Annotated in this window: 20 protein-coding genes and 4 tRNA genes; 13 read left to right on the forward strand and 11 right to left on the reverse strand. The window is 28.8% G+C overall.

Going from position 1 to position 19,475, the window contains the following annotated elements; translation table 11 throughout:
* The first annotated feature begins 26 nt into the window (after positions 1 to 26).
* Genes X274_RS09390 through X274_RS09405 form a run of 4 tightly spaced genes read left to right on the forward strand, consistent with a single transcriptional unit; the run spans position 27 to position 3,534 of the window.
* Entirely contained in the window at positions 27 to 671 is a 645-nt protein-coding gene (locus tag X274_RS09390; protein WP_047266574.1) for a histidine phosphatase family protein, read from the forward strand.
* Positions 668 to 1,378, forward strand: coding sequence for a 2-phosphosulfolactate phosphatase (locus X274_RS09395; RefSeq protein WP_052913279.1), 711 nt, complete (start codon positions 668 to 670; stop codon positions 1,376 to 1,378). The genes X274_RS09390 and X274_RS09395 overlap by 4 nt, the downstream gene beginning before the upstream one ends.
* Positions 1,379 to 1,395: 17 nt before the next feature.
* Positions 1,396 to 3,066 carry a peptidylprolyl isomerase gene (locus tag X274_RS11675; RefSeq protein WP_052913280.1) on the forward strand — a complete coding sequence of 557 codons (1,671 nt, stop codon included), beginning with the start codon at positions 1,396 to 1,398 and terminating at the stop codon, positions 3,064 to 3,066.
* An 18-nt stretch (positions 3,067 to 3,084) separates the two neighbouring features.
* A complete protein-coding gene (locus X274_RS09405) occupies positions 3,085 to 3,534 on the forward strand; it encodes a flavin reductase family protein (protein ID WP_047266575.1) in 450 nt (149 codons plus the stop codon).
* A 50-nt stretch (positions 3,535 to 3,584) separates the two neighbouring features.
* Here X274_RS09405 and X274_RS09410 read toward each other — a convergent pair whose 3' ends face one another.
* From X274_RS09410 to X274_RS09430, 5 genes are all read right to left on the reverse strand, one after another.
* Entirely contained in the window at positions 3,585 to 4,691 is a 1,107-nt protein-coding gene (locus X274_RS09410) for a DUF362 domain-containing protein (protein ID WP_047266576.1), read from the reverse strand.
* 13 nt (positions 4,692 to 4,704) lie between these two features.
* Positions 4,705 to 5,706 (reverse strand): elongator complex protein 3, encoded by a 1,002-nt coding sequence (locus tag X274_RS09415; protein ID WP_052913281.1) that lies wholly within the window; start codon positions 5,704 to 5,706, stop codon positions 4,705 to 4,707.
* Positions 5,707 to 6,032: 326 nt separating this feature from the next.
* Positions 6,033 to 6,911 carry a polyamine aminopropyltransferase gene (gene speE, locus X274_RS09420; protein ID WP_047266577.1) on the reverse strand — a complete coding sequence of 293 codons (879 nt, stop codon included), beginning with the start codon at positions 6,909 to 6,911 and terminating at the stop codon, positions 6,033 to 6,035.
* Between the two features lie 12 nt (positions 6,912 to 6,923).
* The gene (speD, locus tag X274_RS09425) at positions 6,924 to 7,319 is read right to left on the reverse strand and encodes an adenosylmethionine decarboxylase (RefSeq protein ID WP_047266578.1); all 396 of its coding nucleotides are present in this window, start codon (positions 7,317 to 7,319) and stop codon (positions 6,924 to 6,926) included.
* Positions 7,320 to 7,344: 25 nt separating this feature from the next.
* Entirely contained in the window at positions 7,345 to 7,878 is a 534-nt protein-coding gene (locus X274_RS09430) for a cupin domain-containing protein (RefSeq protein WP_047266579.1), read from the reverse strand.
* A 312-nt stretch (positions 7,879 to 8,190) separates the two neighbouring features.
* Between X274_RS09430 and X274_RS09435 the strand changes: the two genes are divergently transcribed.
* The 3 genes from X274_RS09435 to X274_RS09445 all read left to right on the forward strand — a co-directional run bounded on the left by X274_RS09435 (position 8,191) and on the right by X274_RS09445 (position 10,268).
* Positions 8,191 to 8,796 carry a hypothetical protein gene (locus X274_RS09435; protein ID WP_047266580.1) on the forward strand — a complete coding sequence of 202 codons (606 nt, stop codon included), beginning with the start codon at positions 8,191 to 8,193 and terminating at the stop codon, positions 8,794 to 8,796.
* 30 nt (positions 8,797 to 8,826) lie between these two features.
* Positions 8,827 to 9,288, forward strand: coding sequence for a flagellar export chaperone FliS (fliS, locus tag X274_RS09440; protein ID WP_047266581.1), 462 nt, complete (start codon positions 8,827 to 8,829; stop codon positions 9,286 to 9,288).
* A 134-nt stretch (positions 9,289 to 9,422) separates the two neighbouring features.
* The gene (locus X274_RS09445; RefSeq protein WP_047266582.1) at positions 9,423 to 10,268 is read left to right on the forward strand and encodes a GNAT family N-acetyltransferase; all 846 of its coding nucleotides are present in this window, start codon (positions 9,423 to 9,425) and stop codon (positions 10,266 to 10,268) included.
* Between the two features lie 54 nt (positions 10,269 to 10,322).
* Here the strand turns inward: X274_RS09445 and X274_RS09450 are convergent, their stop codons facing one another.
* Entirely contained in the window at positions 10,323 to 10,856 is a 534-nt protein-coding gene (locus tag X274_RS09450; RefSeq protein WP_047266583.1) for a GNAT family N-acetyltransferase, read from the reverse strand.
* 378 nt (positions 10,857 to 11,234) lie between these two features.
* Here X274_RS09450 and mnmE point away from each other — a divergent pair, with 378 nt between their 5' ends.
* The 6 genes from mnmE to X274_RS09480 all read left to right on the forward strand — a co-directional run bounded on the left by mnmE (position 11,235) and on the right by X274_RS09480 (position 13,726).
* Positions 11,235 to 12,575: a tRNA uridine-5-carboxymethylaminomethyl(34) synthesis GTPase MnmE gene (gene mnmE, locus X274_RS09455; protein ID WP_047266584.1), complete on the forward strand. Its 1,341-nt coding sequence runs from the start codon at positions 11,235 to 11,237 to the stop codon at positions 12,573 to 12,575.
* Positions 12,576 to 12,583: 8 nt separating this feature from the next.
* Positions 12,584 to 13,291 carry a hypothetical protein gene (locus X274_RS09460; RefSeq protein WP_047266585.1) on the forward strand — a complete coding sequence of 236 codons (708 nt, stop codon included), beginning with the start codon at positions 12,584 to 12,586 and terminating at the stop codon, positions 13,289 to 13,291.
* 89 nt (positions 13,292 to 13,380) lie between these two features.
* Positions 13,381 to 13,456 (forward strand) — tRNA-Pro (locus X274_RS09465).
* A gap of 22 nt (positions 13,457 to 13,478) precedes the next feature.
* Positions 13,479 to 13,554 (forward strand) — tRNA-Gly (locus X274_RS09470).
* Positions 13,555 to 13,631, forward strand: a tRNA-Arg gene (locus tag X274_RS09475).
* 20 nt (positions 13,632 to 13,651) lie between these two features.
* Positions 13,652 to 13,726, forward strand: a tRNA-His gene (locus tag X274_RS09480).
* A gap of 59 nt (positions 13,727 to 13,785) precedes the next feature.
* On the opposite strand, the gene X274_RS09485 is transcribed toward X274_RS09480, so the two are convergent.
* The 5 genes from X274_RS09485 to X274_RS09505 form a co-directional block, all read right to left on the reverse strand.
* Positions 13,786 to 15,009 (reverse strand): adenosylhomocysteinase, encoded by a 1,224-nt coding sequence (locus X274_RS09485; protein ID WP_156166194.1) that lies wholly within the window; start codon positions 15,007 to 15,009, stop codon positions 13,786 to 13,788.
* A gap of 110 nt (positions 15,010 to 15,119) precedes the next feature.
* On the reverse strand, positions 15,120 to 15,857 hold the full coding sequence (locus X274_RS09490; protein ID WP_047266586.1) for a class I SAM-dependent methyltransferase: 738 nt from the start codon (positions 15,855 to 15,857) through the stop codon (positions 15,120 to 15,122).
* Positions 15,854 to 17,011 (reverse strand): trans-sulfuration enzyme family protein, encoded by a 1,158-nt coding sequence (locus tag X274_RS09495; RefSeq protein WP_047266587.1) that lies wholly within the window; start codon positions 17,009 to 17,011, stop codon positions 15,854 to 15,856. Before X274_RS09495 ends, X274_RS09490 begins: the two co-directional genes overlap by 4 nt.
* On the reverse strand, positions 17,008 to 18,162 hold the full coding sequence (locus X274_RS09500) for a PLP-dependent cysteine synthase family protein (protein WP_197073356.1): 1,155 nt from the start codon (positions 18,160 to 18,162) through the stop codon (positions 17,008 to 17,010). The genes X274_RS09495 and X274_RS09500 overlap by 4 nt, the downstream gene beginning before the upstream one ends.
* A 171-nt stretch (positions 18,163 to 18,333) precedes the next feature.
* Positions 18,334 to 19,446, reverse strand: coding sequence for a KamA family radical SAM protein (locus X274_RS09505; protein WP_047266589.1), 1,113 nt, complete (start codon positions 19,444 to 19,446; stop codon positions 18,334 to 18,336).
* Positions 19,447 to 19,475 lie beyond the last annotated feature (29 nt).

Genomic DNA, 19,475 nt, shown 5'->3' on the forward strand with positions numbered 1-19,475 from the left:
AAAATATTGAATAAGGGGGAAATGCATTGAAAATATATTTTGTAAGACACGGAATGACGAATTGGAATCTTCAAAAGAAATGGCAGGGTAATGTTGATACTACTTTAAATGATGTAGGTTTAAAACAGGCTGAAAATCTGGGGATAAGATTTAAAAAAGAAGATTATGATATTGTTTATTCTTCACCTTTAAAAAGAGCCTATCAAACGGCTGTTAAAATAGCTGATAATATAAAATCAAAACCTATAATCATAGAAGATTTTAAAGAAGCTCGTGTTAAATTATGGAATGGGTATAGTATAACTGAAGTAAAAGAAAAATTCCCAGAAGAATTTAAATTATGGTCTGAAGATCCCTGGGCTTTTGTAAATGGTGTTGAATCATTGGCTGAAGTTCAGCAAAGAAGTGTAAAGGCATTAAAAAAAATTATATCAGAAAATAGTGTTGATAAAAACATTGTGATTGTATCCCATGCTTTATTAATAAAAACACTGATTTGCTGGATATTGAATTTAAATTTAAATCAACACAGGAATTTTATGCTTGACAATGCATCTGTTTCGATTGTGGAATATAATGAAAATAAATTCAGATTACTGAATTTAAATGAAACATGGCATCTTGATTTAGAAAAAATAGAACATCCCAAAACGGTGGAGGAAGAAGTATGAGACTTTATACATATTTTTTACCTGATGAAAATATTGAAACTCATAAGTATTATATAGTTATAGATACATTAAGAGCTACATCCACAATTGCCACCGCATTGTCTGTCGGAGCATCTTATATTGTTGTTGCTAAAAATCCAGAAGAAGCTTTTAATCTTAAAGATAACAATACACTTCTATTAGGAGAAAGGAATGCTTTAAAAATTTCAGGGTTTGATTATTCTAACTCTCCTTCGGAAATACTAAAAAATGCGGCAGCATTTAAAAATAAAAAGGTGGTTTTATGTACTACAAATGGCTCTAAAGCATTAATAACAGCAAATCTTAGAGGGATAACTATAGCAACATCATTATTAAATTTAAAAGCCGTTTTGCAATATCTAATAGCAAAAAAAGTAGATGATATTGGATTTATCTGTAGTGGCAATGAGGGTAATATATCGCTGGAAGATGTATTTACCGCAGGAAGAATGTTAAGCGTATTATCAAAACAAGATATTACATATTTCAATGATGAATCCTATATTGCTTTAAACATGGCTAACATCCCACATACAAGAATATTACAGTATTCAACACATGCTCAGAAATTAAAGAAAATAGGGTTAGATAAGGATTTAACCATGTGTTTTAATGAAGGGCTTTTAAATGTCGTTCCAATTTCCAAGATGAATAAAAATGAGTTTAAATCTAAAATAGATATATAAAAATCTGGAGGTGTGGTATGAAAAAATTTGTTTTAGTTTTACTATTGGTTGCATTCAGTATTTTAAGTTTTTCTGAGATTATAGGTTATTTAACAAAAAATGGAAAAGTATTGGAAAATTATTATCTGGATGATAAAAGGTTTGAAATTGAGTATTTGAATAGAATCAATTCAATGCAAAAAAATGGTCAGCAGTATGATAAAATGAAAGAACCATATTATATGTTATCTACAATAAAAGATATTTTGAATTACAAAATTCTTGAATATTATGCGAAAGAAAGCGGCTATAAAATAGATATGGATAAAATTAATCAGCAAATTGAAACTTTAACTTCACAATATTTGAGTAATCCTCAAACTAAAGAACAAATAATAAAATATTTTGGTTCAGAAGATAAACTAAAAGAATATTTAAAAGATGCATTAGTTTCAAATGAATATTATAAATTTATAGACGAAAATATTGGAAAAGTTACAGAAAAAGATTTAGATGAATATATCAACAAAAATTTCGAAAATATAAAACTAAGAAATGAAAAAGTTCTTACAAGACATATATTGGTTACAGATGAAGCTACAGCTAATAAAATATTAAAAAATATTAAAAACGGAAATATTTCATTTGAAGATGCTGTAAAAAAATATTCAATAGATACACAATCTGCAAAAAATGGAGGAAAAATTGAATGGGTTGCAAAAAATCAGGTTGTTCCAGAATACTTTGATGCTGCAATTAATGCCAAAATTGGCGAAATTGTTGGGCCCATTAAAACAAACTATGGTTACCATATAATTAAAGTTGATGATAAGAAAGTATATAAATCAATTCAGGATATAAAAGCAGATAATGAACTTATAAATAATCTTAAATTAGAAATCAAAAATGAAAAATTATATAAATGGTACACAGATTATTCCAAAAATTTTGGTTATGCATTAAGATATGAGCCACTTCTTTATGAAGATAGAATTGAAAAAGCTAAAACCATAGAAGAAAAAATTACTATAGAAAAAAAATTATATGATGCTATTAGAACAAATGAAAATGCTCCAGAATTATGGAAAATAAGTTACTTAAATTTAGTAAAAGAATTAAATACATCTTTACCCGAAATGCTTAAGTTAAAAGAAACAATAAATACATATAGAAATAGCACATATATTGAAATGTCAGAAGAAGATATAAGTAAAAACATTGATGAACTTGAAAAAAACATAAAAAATATAAAAGATGAAAAAGAAAAGGCTTCAAAAGAAAAATTAAAAAGAGATATGGAAAATCTTTACTATGCAAAAATTATGTATCCGGAACTTTTTACAGAAAATATGGATATAAATAAAACTAAAGATTATATTAATGAATTGAAAAATAAAGAATTTGAAATATTAAAAGGAATATATATGAAAGATAAAGATATGAATACACTTATAAGATTATATCAATTAAACCCGGATGACCCTGAAATTTCATTTGAATATAATTATTCATATTATCAATACATTAAGCAATATATTCATACACAACCTAAAGATGTTATACAACCAGAACTGGAAAAAACACTTCAGGCATTTGAAAAAATATACTCTTCTACAGACAATTCAGATATAAAAGAAAAATCTAAGAAAGTTATAGATGAAATAAAATCTACATTAAAGAATATGATGGATATAAACGGGAAAAAATAATTTTCTGGAGGATTCATTATGGATGCATTGGGAAAAATATATAATGTTACATCAGTGGTAACAATGAATGTTGATAATAAAATAAACGGAATTACTGTAGCCTGGATAACCAGAGTATCAATAAAGCCAGCTATGATTGCAATTTCAATTGGAAAAAAAAGATACTCTTATGAATTATTAGAGAAAACTGATAGATTTGGTATATGCATATTATCTAAAAAGCAAAAAGATATAGCAAAATTATTTGGAAGCAAAAGCGGAAGAATTTTCAATAAATTTAAAAATATTGAATATGAAATGACAAAAAATAAAATTCCAAAATTAAAAGACATTATAGCTTTTTTTGAGTGTAAAATAATTAATAAAACTGATGCGGGAGATCATGTTATTTATATAGGTGAAATTGAAACTGAAGAATTATTAAGTTTTGAAAAGCCATTGCTATATGGCGAACATGCATTGATATAAGATTCTATCATATGTGTAAATATAAAAACAAGCCGTTTTACGGCTTGTTTTTATATTTCTATTAATTCATATTCTTTATTTCCAAGGCCAATTTGTTGTGCATGATTTAATCCAGCTTCCCAATCAGCATTTGGATGAACAAATTTGAATTTATCCTCCCCTACAAAATCATGAGAATTGTAAATTTTGCTTCCGGGAAGAGCAGGAGCATTTTTAACCAAGTCAACACTCGCCATATCCAGAGCTACAGGATCAAAAGAAGCAGCGATTCCAATATCCGGGACAATTGGATAATCATTATTTGACCAGCAATCGCAATCCGGGGAAACATTCATTATGAAATTTATATAAAATGCGGGTTTATCTTTTACTATAGCGTATGTGTATTCTGCGATTTTCTTATTCATTATTTCAGATGATTCATTCCAGACCACCTGTGCAGCATTATATTGACAAACAGCAATACATTGACCACAGCCAACACATTTATCGTAATCAATATATGCAATCTTTTTTTCATTGAGATGAATAGCATCATAAGCGCAATTCTTTACACATATACCACAGCCAACACAATTCTTATCTACAATTTTAGGCTGAGATGTTGAGTGTAATTCTAATTTTCCTCCTCTGGATGCACATCCCATTCCCATATTTTTTAAAGTACCACCAAATCCAGCCTGCTCATGCCCTTTAAAATGCGCCATGGAAATAATCACATCACTATCCATTATTACGGTACCAATTTTTGCAGTTTTGCAATAATGTAGATTTATAGGAACCTCTACATAATCAGTACCTTTTAAACCATCAGCTATTATAACATGACAACCTGTTGAATGTGGGTTAAATCCATTTTCATAAGCACTTTGAATATGATCCAACGCATTTGATCTTTTTCCAGAATACAAAGTATTGGCATCTGTTAAAAAAGGTTTCCCTCCAAGTTTTTTAATTAATGCCACAATTCTTGCAGCGTAATTTGGTCTTATATAGGCTAAATTCCCAGGTTCTCCAAAATGAATTTTTATTGCAACAAATTTATCTTTAAAATCAATTTTTTCAATACCAGCTTTTTTTACCAATCTTTCCAGTTTGTCGAGTAAGTTCATACCAGGTCTTGTTCTTAAATTTGTAAAATAAACCTTTGAAGCCATAAAAATCCCCCTTTTATAATATTTCAATTTTTTTCAATAAATCTTCATATGTTATTTTAGTATTATTTAGTAGAAAATATTCTTCATTATGAAATTTGATTTTTGAATTCTCAAGTAAAGGCAAATTTTTCCTTTTAAAACCTATGAAATTTGATTTTAATTTTAATGGAACTGTAAGCCTTTCTTTTTTAAATGTAATCATAATATTTTCAGCTATTTTTGTTCTGACAAGATCGCCAAAAGAATCATGATACGGGCCAGCTACTACATTGTCTCGTTCTTTTCCATATAAACATATACCAAGTCTTATAACCTTTTTTCCTGTAGATTCTATAATTTCTGTCATTTTTGCAGCTTTTTCGACAGCTGTGCCTAATGTTTCGGGAACATACTCTCCTTTTTTAAACATAATTTCCAGTTTTGAATTTTTTAATATGACTGTTGGATGGATTCTTATACTTTTTACTTTTAAAAAAGATGTAATTATTGCTGAGTTTATATCTTTATTATAAGAACTTTCAGGTAATCCAGTCATTAGATGAATGCCATAACTTATATTATTTTTTTCAAGCAGGTCAATAGCGGTCCATACGTCATTTAAAGTATGAGGTCTGTTTGCAGCTTTTAAAATATTGTCGTAAAACGATTGAACACCAATTTCAATAAAATTTATCGAATAATTTTTTAAAATATTGATTTTTTCGCTGGTTATTTCTTCTGGTGATGTGGAGAATCTTATTCCAAATGCCTTATAATTGTTAATTTTATCTTGAGCCCATTTTAAGTAATATAGCATTTCATCATCTTTCATTCCTGTAAATGTTGCACCATAAAATGCAATATAGGGTTGGGAATTTTCAGGAAAATAATTTATATATTTTTCGAAGGTTTCATTCATTTTGTTTATGTCGGGTTTTATTTTTATTCCTGTTGCAGAATATTCGTTACAAAATACGCATATTTTTTTGCATCCTGCATGTGGAATGAAAATAGGAATTATATATTCTCTTGACAAAATTCTCACCTCAAAAATCATAATAAGACTGTCTAAAAAGTCTAAAATGAAATGAAGGCTCGAAGATTGCCCTTAAAATTATGAATGGAAGCCGTCAAAAAAACAGGACGTTTTTTTGAGTGAAGCTTTTTCATGGATGAAAAATCTGAACGACGGCTGAGAATGAATAATTTTAAGGATAAGCAATCGAGCTGCCTGAGTGAATTTGACTTTTTGGACATCGTAATCATAATTTTAAACAGGCTATTATAATTTAAATATATTAAAATTATAACATAAAATTCATCTATAACCCAAAATAAATCGACGGTAAAACCGTCGATTTATTATTTTATGCCTATTAATTTTTTTACGAAATTTGGTAATGCGAAACTTGCAACGTGAATTTCTTCGTTATAATATTTTAAAGTTTCTTTCTTTTCAAAGTTTTTAATTTTTTCGGGATTAAAATCTTTTAGCGGGTCTAACCCTTTTGATGCAAAAGTATAACTCCACATACCAGATGGATATGTTGTCATGAATCCCATATAAACTTTTGTAACAGGAAATGCACTTTTTATTCTATTGTAAGCAATTCCAACCCAGGCTCTATCATAAAAAGGATCTTCTGTTTCTGCAGAAAATACACCATTTTCTGTTAATGCATTATTACATGCTTTATAGAAATCTTCAGTAAATAGATGACCGCCTTCTCCAGCTGTAGGATCTGTAGAATCTACGATTATCACATCAAAATAATTTTCAAATTGTCTTACATATTCTGCACCATTTTCATTCACTATTTTTAATTTTGGATTGTCAAATTCAACGCTTGTTGTTGGTAAATAATTTTTTGCTGCTTCAATAACCATTGGATCAATTTCACACAAAATAACTTCTTCAACGGACGGATGTTTTAAAACTTCTCTTGTAGATCCTCCATCACCACCGCCAATTACTAAAACTCTTTTAGGTTCTGGATGAATGAACATTGGAACATGGACCAACATTTCATGGTACATAAATTCATCAACTTCTGTTGTCATTGTGATACCATCCAATGAAAACACTCTACCTAATTCTGGATTTTCGAACACATCAACACGTTGATATTCACTTTGGCCTGAAAATAATATTTTATTCATTTTCATAAATAATCCAACATCTCCACCTGTGTACCATTCCATATATAATAAATGTCTTCCTGGTTCTAATTTTTTTTCCATTTTTATCCCTCCTTAAACTTCCACTTTATGTGGTGAGTTTTCAGCTATACCTATTTCTTCATAAACTCCTCTTAAATGTTCTATTGTTTGTGCTCTTTGAGAGTTAAATGCTTTTTTTAAGAATTCAAAGCTTTTCCACGGATCAACATGATCACCGCATGTATAAATATCAACAGAAGCATAACCATATTCTGGCCATGTATGAATAGCAAAATGAGATTCAGAAACTATTACAGCTCCACTCACCCCATGGGGTAAAAACCTGTGGAAAGTTGAGGTTACTATAGTTGCTCCAGATTCAATAGAAGCTTTTTTCATTAATTCTTCTATTTTGTCTACGTCGTCTAATATATCTTTGTCACATTCATAAAATTCTGCTATAATATGTCTTCCTAATGATTTTGCCATTTGCAACCCTCCCCATGGAATTTTTTTATTGTATTTCAATCCATAAAACTTTGGCTTTTTTCTTTTTGCTGGCATTTTTTATATAATGTATTTTATCAGATTTAAAATAAAAAGCATCTCCCGTTTTAGCTTTATATTTTGCATCATCTAACCATAATTCAATATTACCTTCTAAAACATAACCAAATTCAGAACCTTCATGATAATTTTCTTCTTCTGTTTGCGCCAATGGTTCTAATTCTACAATCATAGGTTCTATTTTTTTTACTTCTGTATCTGTCATAAGCAATTCTTCCTTTACACCATCTGGCGTATCATAAATAGGAACCCTTTCACTTTTTTTATAAATAACTTTTTGATCTTCAAAATCAGAAAAGAATTCTTTCAAATTTGTACCCAGTGCTCTTAAAATCATTTCTAAACTTTCAAGGGTAGGCGAAGTTAAATCTCTTTCTAATTGAGAAATAAATCCTCTTGTTAAGTCAGCTCTTACAGCTAATTCTTCTTGAGTCAACCCTCTCGAAAGTCTTAATTTTTTTAACTTTTCGCCTATTTTCATAATATCACCTGTGTTTTATATATGTCTTTTGTGTATTTTATAATAAACAGCTCAAAACCTTTTTAAAAAGTCATTTTATCATAAAACAATAAAATTTTACAATAAAAAAATCTTGTTTTTTGCAATTTTATGAGTAGTATAATAAACAGTACGTTTATTATTATAATCTTTTTTTCTTTTTATGTCAACAATATTCTTGTCAAAAACGTATTTTTAATATTAATTTTTTTTTACATATATTCTTTGTTTTATGAGAAATTAATGTTATAATCAAATTAGACGATATGTATTTAGGATATAGGAGGTATTTTTATGGATAAAATTAAGGTAAAAGTTATTTATGAATCTGATGACCAATCTTATGAAAGAGAATTTTCAAAGGAAGAATTTAATAATTTCAATGAATTGGTGAATTTTTTTCAAACAGAAAAAGCAAATTCTGTATTGACAGGAATGAAAATAAACGAAAAAGAAATTCCAATGAAATATTATGATGAAATAAAAAATGCTTTTTTCGAAGGCGGAGAGAATATAGAATTGATATTTGACGATCTTTATGGTCTTGTCAAAAAACTCTTATTGGAAGGAAAACAATACATATTCAAAATAGAAAATTCACTTAGTTCAATATCAAAGGAAATTATGCTGAATACTCAAGAAGGTCATAAAATGATAAAAGCCCTCGCTGAAGGACTACAAGCAATGAATACTATTCTTTCACAGGCATCTAAAGTATTAAATAAAACTTTTATTACAGAAGAAGAAATGGAAAAACAAAAAGAAATTCTGGAAAAAATAATAGAATCACAAAGTATTTCAGATAATGTTGAAATTTCAGATATCATTGATTATGAATTTTCTGAAATTCTGGAAATTTTCAAAAAAGCATTTGAAAGAGCCATCGATGAAATTGAATAAGAATAAAGTATATACACCGGAGGTGTGAAAATGTATCAACCAAATAATTTTCAAACAAATAATTTTCAAAACGCCAACAATAGATATGTTGAAAACATGGTTAAAACTGCAAGTCCAGCAAAATTAGTGGAATTGTTATATTTGAATTCTATAGAGCGTTTAAATAGAGCTGTTAATATGATAAAAAATAAAAAAATTGCAGAAGCTCATAATCAGATTGTTAGAGTTGAAGATATTATTATGGAATTAAATTTATCATTAGACATGGAAAAAGGAGGAGAAATTTCTAAAAATTTAAGAGCTTTATATAATTATATGTATAGACGTCTTTTAGATGCTAATTTAAATAAAGATATAGAAATATTAGAAGAAGTAAAATCACTTTTAAATACACTATTAGAAGCGTGGAGAGAAGCTATGAAGCAGGCAAGCGATGTTGTAAAACAGCAAGTTAATCAAGGGCAAAGGAAAGGTTTGGATATTTCAACATAAATAAATTTCAAAATATAATGCAAAAATAGATATCTATGAAAATATAAAAACAGATGTTAAACATCTGTTTTTATATTTTTTGTGATATAATTTTAATAGGAAGGTAAAATTTTTTTAAGTTAGGGGGGAGTTTTATGGAATTTAAAAAAGCGAGTGAAGTCCCTAAGATTACAATTGTTGATCTCGTAAATGAAACATTTAAAGACTATTCTGTTCCTATAAACTGGACTATGACATCGTTTGAATATGATTTAAGAGAAAATTCGATTTCTCTTGATGATTCCTATATAGTATATGAAGATAATAAACCAATAGGTTTTTCTCTTGTCTCAATTAGAGGTGCCAGAGGAAGAATAGATGCTTTTGGATTCTTGAAAGAATTCAGACTTAAAGGTTATGGTTCGGAATTATTATATTATACTCTGGAAAAGATGAAGTGGAAAGGTATAACTAAAATAACATTAGAAGTTGTTGATGAAGAGACAAGTGCAAAAAAATTTTATAAGAAACACGGATTTAAAGAACGTCGAATACTTGAAAGTTTTATAAAATATCTTGATAAAACTGATGATACAAAATTTAAATATGTGGAAACTGATAATAAATATATACACGATAGAGCGGTAGAAGCATTACATTATATAGGTAGAAATCCAAACTGGCAGCGAGAACCTAAAACGCTCGAATTATCCAGAGAACGTTATAAAATGGAAAGAATCATTCAAAAAGGTTTTACGATTGGTTATGTTGTATGGGGCAAAACAAAAGAAGGAGTTTTTATTGTAGATGTTTCACCAATTGTGGATACTACAAAATATGAAGAAATATTAAAGGATTTAATCAATAGATTTGCAAATATGAATTTTAAAAATATAACTATAGTATCTTTACCAGAAAATGATCCATTATATGAATTAATAAAAAAATATGAATTTACACCATTCTTAAAGCAAGTAGAGATGGAAAAAAGGATTCATTAAAAAAGCAGCGTGATTTACGCTGCTTTTTTAAAAAACATAAATTATTTAAAAAATCTAAAATGACGTCCATTCATTTCTTAACAACCCCATTATTATTTCGTCATGATATTTACCTTCTCTGAATATTTCTTCTCTAAGTATGCCTTCAATTTTGAATCCAACTTTTTCATAAGATTTTATAGCTCTTTTATTAAAACTAAAAACGTGTAACTTTACTTTATTAACATTCATTTCATTGAATATAAAATTTATCAGCACTTTCATGGCATCTGTGCCATATCCTTTATTCCAGAATGGTTTACCCAGAAAAATTCCAACAGTTGTTACAGAATTTTTCCAGTCTACACTAACAATTCCACATCCACCTATATATTTATTGTCTTCTTTTCTTTCTATAGCAAAACTGTAATTATCTGCTTTCATAGGGTTTAGTTTTTCATACCATTTTAGTTCATCTTCATAACGGAATGGAAGAGGTATTCCTGGCATTAAATATTTTTTTACATCAAAATCATTTATGTATTCTAATATATTAGCTATATCATCTTTTGAGTATGCTCTTAATCGAATTAATTTTCCTTCATACATTTGAAATCCCCCCTCTGTTATTTGCGTATATTATAACAAAATTTATTTTGTTTGTCAATAATAAAAATTTACCGAAGTTGTAAATATAAAATTTGCAAATGCTGATCTCGTTCAGACGCTCATTTGCTTATATGATTAATAATAATAACGAATTATAATCTGAGAAAAGGCTTGAAAATTCCCGAGTTAAATATTTGCGTGAGCTGTCAAAAAAACAGGACGTTTTTTTGAGCGAAACCATTGCATGNNTGATTCGTTATTATTATTTCCTCATATTTCTATAAATTTTTATTATTTACAATAAAAGATAATAATAGTAAAAAAGTATATGATTTAATATGATATAATATATCAGAAAACTTTTTTGGGAGTGATTTTATGATTTTTGATACAATTGCTGCAATTTCAAGCCCTATTGGAACAGGAGCTATAGCTGTTATAAGATTAACAGGGGAAAACACTATTAACGTTATAAAATCTCTTTTTAACATACATGCTCCTGAACCAAAAAAAATGTATTATGGCTGGATTAAAGAAAAAGATTATGTAATAGATGAAGTTACATGGGTTTATCATAAAGGGCCAAAAAGTTATACTGGAGAAGATATGCTTGAGATATTCTGCCATGGCGGTATATTAGTAACAAAAAAAATTTTAGAAAAAATAATGACGTTGAATGTAAGAGAAGCTTTACCAGGAGAGTTTTCCAAAAGAGCTGTTATGAATAGAAAAATGAATTTGTTAAAAGCGGAAGCTATTAATGAATTAATTCATGCCAATTCAGATTTCGCATTGAAAGCTGCAACAAATCAAATGGATGGTAAATTGTCAAAAAGAATAGAGATAATAAAAAAAGAATTATTTAATATTGCTGCCAGAATTGAGGTTGAAATGGATTATCCAGATGATTTTGAAGTTGATAATTTTCAATTTTTAAAATCATTAAATACAATAAAAGCAGAGTTAGAGGAATTATATGAAAACGCTGATAACGGAATATCCGCAATAGAGGGAATTAAAATGGCTATCGTCGGAAAACCAAATGCTGGTAAATCCACATTATTAAATGCTTTGTTGAGAAAAGATAGAGCAATTGTAACAGATATTCCCGGAACAACAAGAGATACGATTGAAGAGAATTTAAATATTAGAGGAATTTTTATAAAAGCTATTGATACTGCAGGGATTAGAAAAACTGAAGATGTTGTGGAGAAAATAGGTGTGACACGCTCATTAAAAGCTATTGAAGAGTCAAAACTTATATTATTTGTATTGGATAATTCAGTTGGCATAGATGAATACGATAAAGAAATATATAATAAAATAAATAAATTAAATAAAGAAGTCATTATTGTTATTAATAAATCAGATATTGTTAATGAGGATAATTTTGAAATTCCGTGGAAAGAACATGAAGTTGTTAGAATTTCAGCATCCAATGGTGAAATAAAAAATCTCGAGGATTTAATATATAAAAAATTAAAGGATACTGTAATTACAGATGAATTAACGCTTACAAACAGAAGACAAAAAAACGCTGTAAAAAAAGCCATTGATTCTATAATTAAAGCTATAGAGGGAATTGAATTAGGATTAACAAATGATGCAATAATGTTTGATGTTAGAAAAACAATAGAAGCTTTAAATGAATTAACAGGGGATGATTATACAGAAACATTATTGGACAATATTTTTGGTAATTTTTGTGTTGGAAAGTAGGTGATGATATGAACTATTTGATTTTATCTATTATTTTAGGACTAATTCCTTTTATACAACTCTTTGTTAAAGGTTGGCTCTTTTTTGGAGTTTCCTTAATAGCTTTTATTATTTATTATCAGATTTTAAAGCTAAAAGGGAAAGAGGTATTTTCATTCTTAGCGGGAACTATAATTGGCAGCGAAGCCATAGCCTTACTTTTTGGATTTACAAATTATTTTATATTATTTTATTTGTTAGTTGTTTCTGGAATTTTTCTTGTTGCCGCAAATGAAGAAAAAAAATTTGATATATTGAAAAATTATATTAGAAATAATAATTTTAAACCTGAAAACTGGAGATATTATCATTTGTTTTTTGGTCGGGGTGAAATTTCCTCAATTGAAGAAATCGGAAAATTGCTTTCTTCAACTTTAGCTATAGGTAATAATTATATTGCTTATTCTTTTAAAATGCCAAACGGCGACTATTTTAATCAGATAATATATAAAAATGAAATCGAGTCTTATAATTTGTATGATATAAAAGGAAATCAGGAATTTTATTATCCAAAAATTAGAGATTTATTTTTACCAAATAAACGAATAAGAACTTTACATAAACCATTTTTAGAAAGTTTTTGTTTAACCATAGCATTAAAAAACGGAGAAGTGATTTCATTTTATGAAGAACCCGATGTTTTACAAAAAATAATAGATGATTTGGATAATTTATAATTTGTAAAAATCTTGAAATATTTTTTTACTTGACAGATAGCGATTTTTGTGGTATTATAATTCACGGACATCTGATGAAGATGATGTGTCGGAGCGTAGCGCAGATGGTAGCGCGCCGGTCTTGGGAACCGGAGGTCGCTGGTTCGATCCCAGTCGCTCCGACCAGAAGGTGGCGTATTTTTTATGTGCGGCTGTAGTTCAATTGGTAGAACACTGGCCTTCCAAGCCAGGGGTTGCGAGTTCGAGTCTCGTCGGCCGCTCCAGCGCCCATAGCTCAATAGGATAGAGCATTGGATTTCTAATCCAAGGGTTGGGGGTTCGAGTCCCTCTGGGCGCGCCACCTTTTTTTATTTAGAGATGGTGGCATTAGTTCAGTGGTAGAACGCCTGACTGTGGATCAGGATGTCGTGGGTTCAAATCCCACATGCCACCCCAAAAAGGGAGCTTACGCTCCCTTTTTATTTTTTTAGTATGTTCTTATTCGGTGTTTTAATTTATTTCCAGCTATTTAAATATGCGATTTGTTCCGGAGTTAATTCGTCAATTTCAATACCCATAGTCTTTAATTTTATTTTTGCAATTTTTATATCAACTTCATACGGCACCGGTTTTACATCAACCTCTATATTCCCTTTATTTTCTTTTAGGTATTTAGCTCCTTCAAGTTGTAATGAAAAGGACAAATCCATTATTTCTACAGGATGTCCATCTCCATTTACTAAATTTACAAGTCGTCCCATTCCAAGCAAATATAACTTATTGCCATTTGGCATTGTATATTGAGTCACACCATTTCTAATCTCTGTTTTTTCAACTTTAATTCTTTCTAAATCTGCAACTTTAACTTCTATATCAAAATGTCCTGCGTTAGCTAAAACCACACCATCTTTCATATTTAAAAAGTGTTTTTCAACAATAACATCCGTATCACCTGTAACGGTTATAAAGAAATCCCCAATTTTAGCAGCTTCATCCATAGGCATGACTTCAAAACCGTCCATAACTGCCTCTATTGCTTTTATAGGATCAACTTCTGTAATAATGATCTTTGCACCCAATCCTTTTGCTCGCATGGCAACACCCTTACCACACCATCCATAACCCGCAATTACAACATTTTTACCAGCAACTGTTAGATTTGTAGATCTTATAATTCCATCCCATGTTGATTGCCCAGTTCCATATCGATTATCAAATAAATATTTCATATACGAATCATTTACATCTATTACAGGAACCTTTAATTCCCCATCCTTTAATAATGCTTTATATCTTTTAATGCCTGTTGTAGTTTCTTCGTTTATTCCCCAGATATTTTCTAATAATTCCGGATATTTTTCTATAATTCTAACCCCTAAATCAGCACCATCATCGATAACAATATTGGGCTTAATGGAAAGCACTTTATCTATGTTTTTCCAGTATAGTTCTTCATCGGTAGAGCGTTTAGCATAAACATTAACGCCATATGTTTTTAGCGCCTCAGCTACATCATCCTGTGTAGACAACGGATTGCTACTTGTTATTGCTACATTTGCTCCTAATTCGTGTAATACAACGGCAGTATATGCGGTTTTTGCTTCAAGATGAATACTCATTGAAATATTAATTCCTTTAAACGGTTGTTCTTCCATATACATATCTTTTAAAGTGTTTAACACTTTCATATGCTGTTTGACCCATTCAATCTTTTTTCTTCCTGATTCTATTAATTCCATTTTTATCCCTCCACTTTCAATGAATTTATGCGATTCTCTTTTTTATTTTGTTTTTTATATTTCCTTAATGTTTTTTGGTTTATCTTTGAAAATGCTATGAGATATAATTATTATACCATACTTAATACGGCTTTATATAAATAAATCTTTTTATCATCAACAGTACAATATGCTTCTAAAGGATCTGCATTTGTTTTAGTAAATATTTCTTTACTTATATTTTTTATTTCGTTTAAAGAAAATCCAGGATGAGTATCTTTTAAATCTTCTAATATTTCCTCATGTTCATGTTTTAATATATCTATTATTATAGCTTTTCCATTTTTATTCAAAACGTTTCTAAAACTTTTTAAAACTTTTTCTGGCTCTAAAAAATGGTGGAAAGCCAATGTAGATATAACTACATCAAATTTTTCTGGTTTTTTCTCCTTATAATAATCATTAGAAATTAAAATTGAATCTTTAATCCTTTCGGCAATTCCCCAAATAGTTTTTATATTTCTTTCTTCCAATCTATTCAGCATGCTAGGAGTTAAGTCTAATGCATAAGGATCAACAGAAATCCCTTTTTCTTTTAAGTTCATTATTATTTTTTCCGTAAAAAACCCCGAACCAGCAGCAACATCAAGAAGGCGTATATGTTTATTATTTAATGTAACTATTTCATTGGATATTTCTTCAACAATAACATTTATACATTTATCGTTTAGATATGATTTTACAATTTCGTCTCTGTCTGGAGCTTCTTCTTCAAAATGTTTTATTTGCTCAATAAATTCATTTATTTCATTTTTTTCATACCCTAATTTTTTTAAAAATATTTCTATTTCTTTAAAAGAAATCTTCATTTTTTCACCGCCTTAAAACCTTTTTCTAAATCTTCAATTAAATCTTCAACATCTTCTATTCCGACTGAAACTCTTATCAATGAATCTTTAATTCCTATTTTTAATCTTTCTTCTTTTGAAATTGCTGAATGAGTCATTAATGCTGGAAGTTCTATTAAAGATTCGACTCCACCTAAGCTTTCTGCCAAAGAAAAAAACTCTAAATTTTCAACAAACTTTTTTGCCTCTTCTAAATCTCCTGTTAATTCAAAAGATAACATGCCACCAAATCCTTTCATTTGTTCTTTAGCTAATTCATGCTGAGGATGGGAAGCAAGTCCAGGATAATATACTAGTTCGACTTTTGGATGATCCTCTAAATACTTGGCTATAATCATAGCATTTTTTTCATGTTTTTCCATCCGTAAGGAAAGAGTTTTAATTCCCCTCATAACCAGCCATGAATTAAAAGGAGATAAAACTGCACCTACGGCATTTTGATGATATTTTATTTTTTCATATAATAATTCATCATTTACCATTATAGCTCCGCCTACAACATCTGAATGTCCGTTTATATATTTTGTTATACTATGTAAGACTATATCTGCACCTAAATCCAGTGGATTTTGAAAATAAGGACTGGCAAATGTATTATCCACAACGGTTATTAAATTTTTATTTTTTGATAATTCTGATAAAGCCTTAATATTGGCAAGTTTTAATAATGGGTTTGTGGGAGTTTCAATCCATATGAGTTTTGTATTACCTTTTATAGCCTTTTCAACTTTATTTAAATCTCTAAAGTCTTCATAACTAGCTTCTATTCCAAATCTTTTTAGTACTTTATCAAATAACCTTTTTGTTCCACCATATAAATCATCAAATGCAATTATATGATCCCCTTTTTCTAATAAAGAAAGAATTATTGTCGTTTCGGCAGCCAATCCAGAAGAAAATGCCAATCCGAATTTTGCATTTTCAATAGAGGCTAACTTTTTTTCTAAGTTATCGCGGGTGGGATTACCACTTCTTGAATATACAAATCCATTTTCTACATCCTCGAGACTTTTTTTAGCAAAAGTTGTAGATAAATGTATTGGGTATATAGCATCACCGTGTTGAGTATCATCTGGCACTTCACCTATATGTACAGCTTTTGTTGAAAACTTCATAATAACACCTCCAAAATTTTTTCATCATTTATTTTAATGTTGTTTTTTATTAGCCAATCATCATTAAATATCTTCGTTAAATAACTTCTTCCACTATCGGGAAATATTATTACAATTTTTTTCCCTTTTATATTATTATCTTTAATATATTTAATAGTTCCAAATAACGCAGCACCAGAAGAACCTCCAACAAGAATTCCTTCTTTTTTGGCGATGAATCTTGTCATAGAAAATGATTCTTGATCTCCAACGACAACCATATCATCAATAGAATCGAGATCTACAGTTTCAGGAATCAAATCTTCACCAATGCCCTCAACTAAATATGTATGTGCATGTTCTAAAGCTTTTTTTATATCCATTCCATCTTTTACTAATTTATATATAGATCCTACTGTATCAATACCTATAATTTTTGTATTACTGCGTTCTTTAAAATATTTTGATATCCCTGTTATTGTTCCTCCAGTTCCCACACCAGCAAAAATATAGTCTAACTTACCATCAAATTGTTCCCATAACTCTTTTGCGGTTATAATGTAATGTGATTCAGGATTATATTTGTTTTCATATTGATTTGGTGAATATGCGTAAATATTTGGTTTAATATCTTCTTTTAAAATTTCTTTAAGTTTATCCAGGTCATTATTATTTACCAACTGTTGAACATATTCAACAATATTTTTAATTTCTAAAATGTCAATTTTTTTATTCTTTTTCCATATCAATTTTTTTATTACTTCTGAAACGCTGTAATATGAATTTGGATCATCTGGTTTTACATTTGTTGGTGTTCTAACTACAAAAGCTCCATATGCTTTTAATAAATATTCTTTCTCGAGACTTACTTTTGAGGGCATTGTAAAAATCAATTTATTTCCATATTTAATTGCATATAAAGCTAATCCTACTCCGGTATTTCCAGATGTTGGTTCGATTATTATTGTATCGGAATTTATCATGTTTTCTTCTCGGGCTTTCTGAAGCATATATACACCCATTCTGTCCTTTATACTTCCACCTGGGTTAAAATATTCTATTTTTGCATATAATTTATTTTCAATATTAAAATATGATTCAATAGCTTTTAACCTCATTGATGGCGTATTCCCAATTAATTCCAATACATTTTCAAATAAATTCGTTTCCATAAACAACATCCTCCTTGTTATTTTTTTAACTTTCAAATAGGATAAAAAATGTCTATTATTATTTTATCAAATACGATAAAAAAAGTCAACTTTTATTTTGTAACAAAAAAAGGCATGGAATCCCATGCCTTGTTATAAAATATTAAAAATTAATGATAAATAAAAGCTTGTTTATATTAAAGGATTATCCACAATATATTCTTCAACTAATTCTTTATAATCATCTAACCAATATGCATTTGGATTTCTTTTGTAGATCATAAATTTACCTGCATTTTCAGGATTATGAGCTCTCTGATATCTAAAGATTATATGTTCTTTTGTTAATCCAGCCACTTCAATTTTTCCTGTTTCATGAGACATAGCAAATCTTGCTCTTTTTGCAAGTCCTGAAACATTAGCAATTGCTTTTAAAAATATTTGATAGCCTTCTTCTATAGTTAAAGCAAAAGGTTTATTTCCTGCAACAGGTCTTCCCTGAAATACATAATATGGTGGGACACCTATAAATGATAATTTTTTAAACAATTCCATTAGAGTTTTCCAATCTGCATTTACACTTTTTATTAAAGGTGTTTGATTTGCCAGGATAGCTCCAGCTTTGAGTAACATATTTACAGCTTTTATTGCAACATTTGTAATTTCATTAGGATGATTGAATTGTGTCATTATATATATTTTCTTTTCATCGGTAGAATATTTTTTTATCATGTCAATTAATTTATTGTCTTCGATTATTCTATATGGATTAAATGCAACCATTTTTGACCCTATTCTTATAATTTGAACGTGTTCAATTTCGCGTATTTGCTTTATGATATTTTCTAATTTTTCTGTAGATAATAATAACGGATCTCCACCTGTTAATAATACATTTGTTATTTCTTTGTGTTGCTTTATATATTCGAGATCTTCACTTACATCTCTGACAACTTCTGCACCAATGTTTATAAATAACCTTTTTCTAAAACAAAATCTACAATATCCTCCACATACATCATTTACAAGCAACAAAGCTGTATCCCTGTATTTGTGTTGCAATCCTTTACTTATGGTATACGACTTTTCATTTGAAGCATCCAACTTTCCCCATTCGTCTAACTCTCCAATTTGTGGGATTATGAGATTTCTAATTGGATCATTTGGATCATCCCAGTTTATAAGTCCTAAATAATAATCATTTGCTCTGAATTTATATTTTTCTGTAACTTTTTTTAGTTCTTCTTTTTCTGCTTTGGTTAATTGATTTACTTTATCAATATTAACAATATACTTCACACCCAATTGAAATACCCCCTTTTAAAATATTATAA

This window comes from Marinitoga sp. 1155 (assembly GCF_001021175.1).
GTDB lineage: Bacteria > Thermotogota > Thermotogae > Petrotogales > Petrotogaceae > Marinitoga.

What these genes read in the sequence shown, in the direction of transcription:
- mnmE (WP_047266584.1), top strand. Translation starts at nt 11,235, where the DNA reads ATGATTTTTGATACAATTGCTGCAATTTCAAGCCCTATTGGAACAGGA.
- X274_RS09435 (WP_047266580.1), top strand. Translation starts at nt 8,191, where the DNA reads ATGGATAAAATTAAGGTAAAAGTTATTTATGAATCTGATGACCAATCT.
- speD (WP_047266578.1), bottom strand. Translation starts at nt 7,319, where the DNA reads ATGGCAAAATCATTAGGAAGACATATTATAGCAGAATTTTATGAATGT.
- X274_RS09395 (WP_052913279.1), top strand. Translation starts at nt 668, where the DNA reads ATGAGACTTTATACATATTTTTTACCTGATGAAAATATTGAAACTCAT.
- X274_RS09450 (WP_047266583.1), bottom strand. Translation starts at nt 10,856, where the DNA reads ATGTATGAAGGAAAATTAATTCGATTAAGAGCATACTCAAAAGATGAT.
- fliS (WP_047266581.1), top strand. Translation starts at nt 8,827, where the DNA reads ATGTATCAACCAAATAATTTTCAAACAAATAATTTTCAAAACGCCAAC.
- X274_RS09485 (WP_156166194.1), bottom strand. Translation starts at nt 15,009, where the DNA reads ATGGAATTAATAGAATCAGGAAGAAAAAAGATTGAATGGGTCAAACAG.
- X274_RS09495 (WP_047266587.1), bottom strand. Translation starts at nt 17,011, where the DNA reads ATGAAGTTTTCAACAAAAGCTGTACATATAGGTGAAGTGCCAGATGAT.
- X274_RS09405 (WP_047266575.1), top strand. Translation starts at nt 3,085, where the DNA reads ATGGATGCATTGGGAAAAATATATAATGTTACATCAGTGGTAACAATG.
- X274_RS11675 (WP_052913280.1), top strand. Translation starts at nt 1,396, where the DNA reads ATGAAAAAATTTGTTTTAGTTTTACTATTGGTTGCATTCAGTATTTTA.
- X274_RS09410 (WP_047266576.1), bottom strand. Translation starts at nt 4,691, where the DNA reads ATGGCTTCAAAGGTTTATTTTACAAATTTAAGAACAAGACCTGGTATG.
- X274_RS09445 (WP_047266582.1), top strand. Translation starts at nt 9,423, where the DNA reads ATGGAATTTAAAAAAGCGAGTGAAGTCCCTAAGATTACAATTGTTGAT.
- speE (WP_047266577.1), bottom strand. Translation starts at nt 6,911, where the DNA reads ATGGAAAAAAAATTAGAACCAGGAAGACATTTATTATATATGGAATGG.
- X274_RS09460 (WP_047266585.1), top strand. Translation starts at nt 12,584, where the DNA reads ATGAACTATTTGATTTTATCTATTATTTTAGGACTAATTCCTTTTATA.
- X274_RS09490 (WP_047266586.1), bottom strand. Translation starts at nt 15,857, where the DNA reads ATGAAGATTTCTTTTAAAGAAATAGAAATATTTTTAAAAAAATTAGGG.
- X274_RS09430 (WP_047266579.1), bottom strand. Translation starts at nt 7,878, where the DNA reads ATGAAAATAGGCGAAAAGTTAAAAAAATTAAGACTTTCGAGAGGGTTG.
- X274_RS09500 (WP_197073356.1), bottom strand. Translation starts at nt 18,162, where the DNA reads ATGGAAACGAATTTATTTGAAAATGTATTGGAATTAATTGGGAATACG.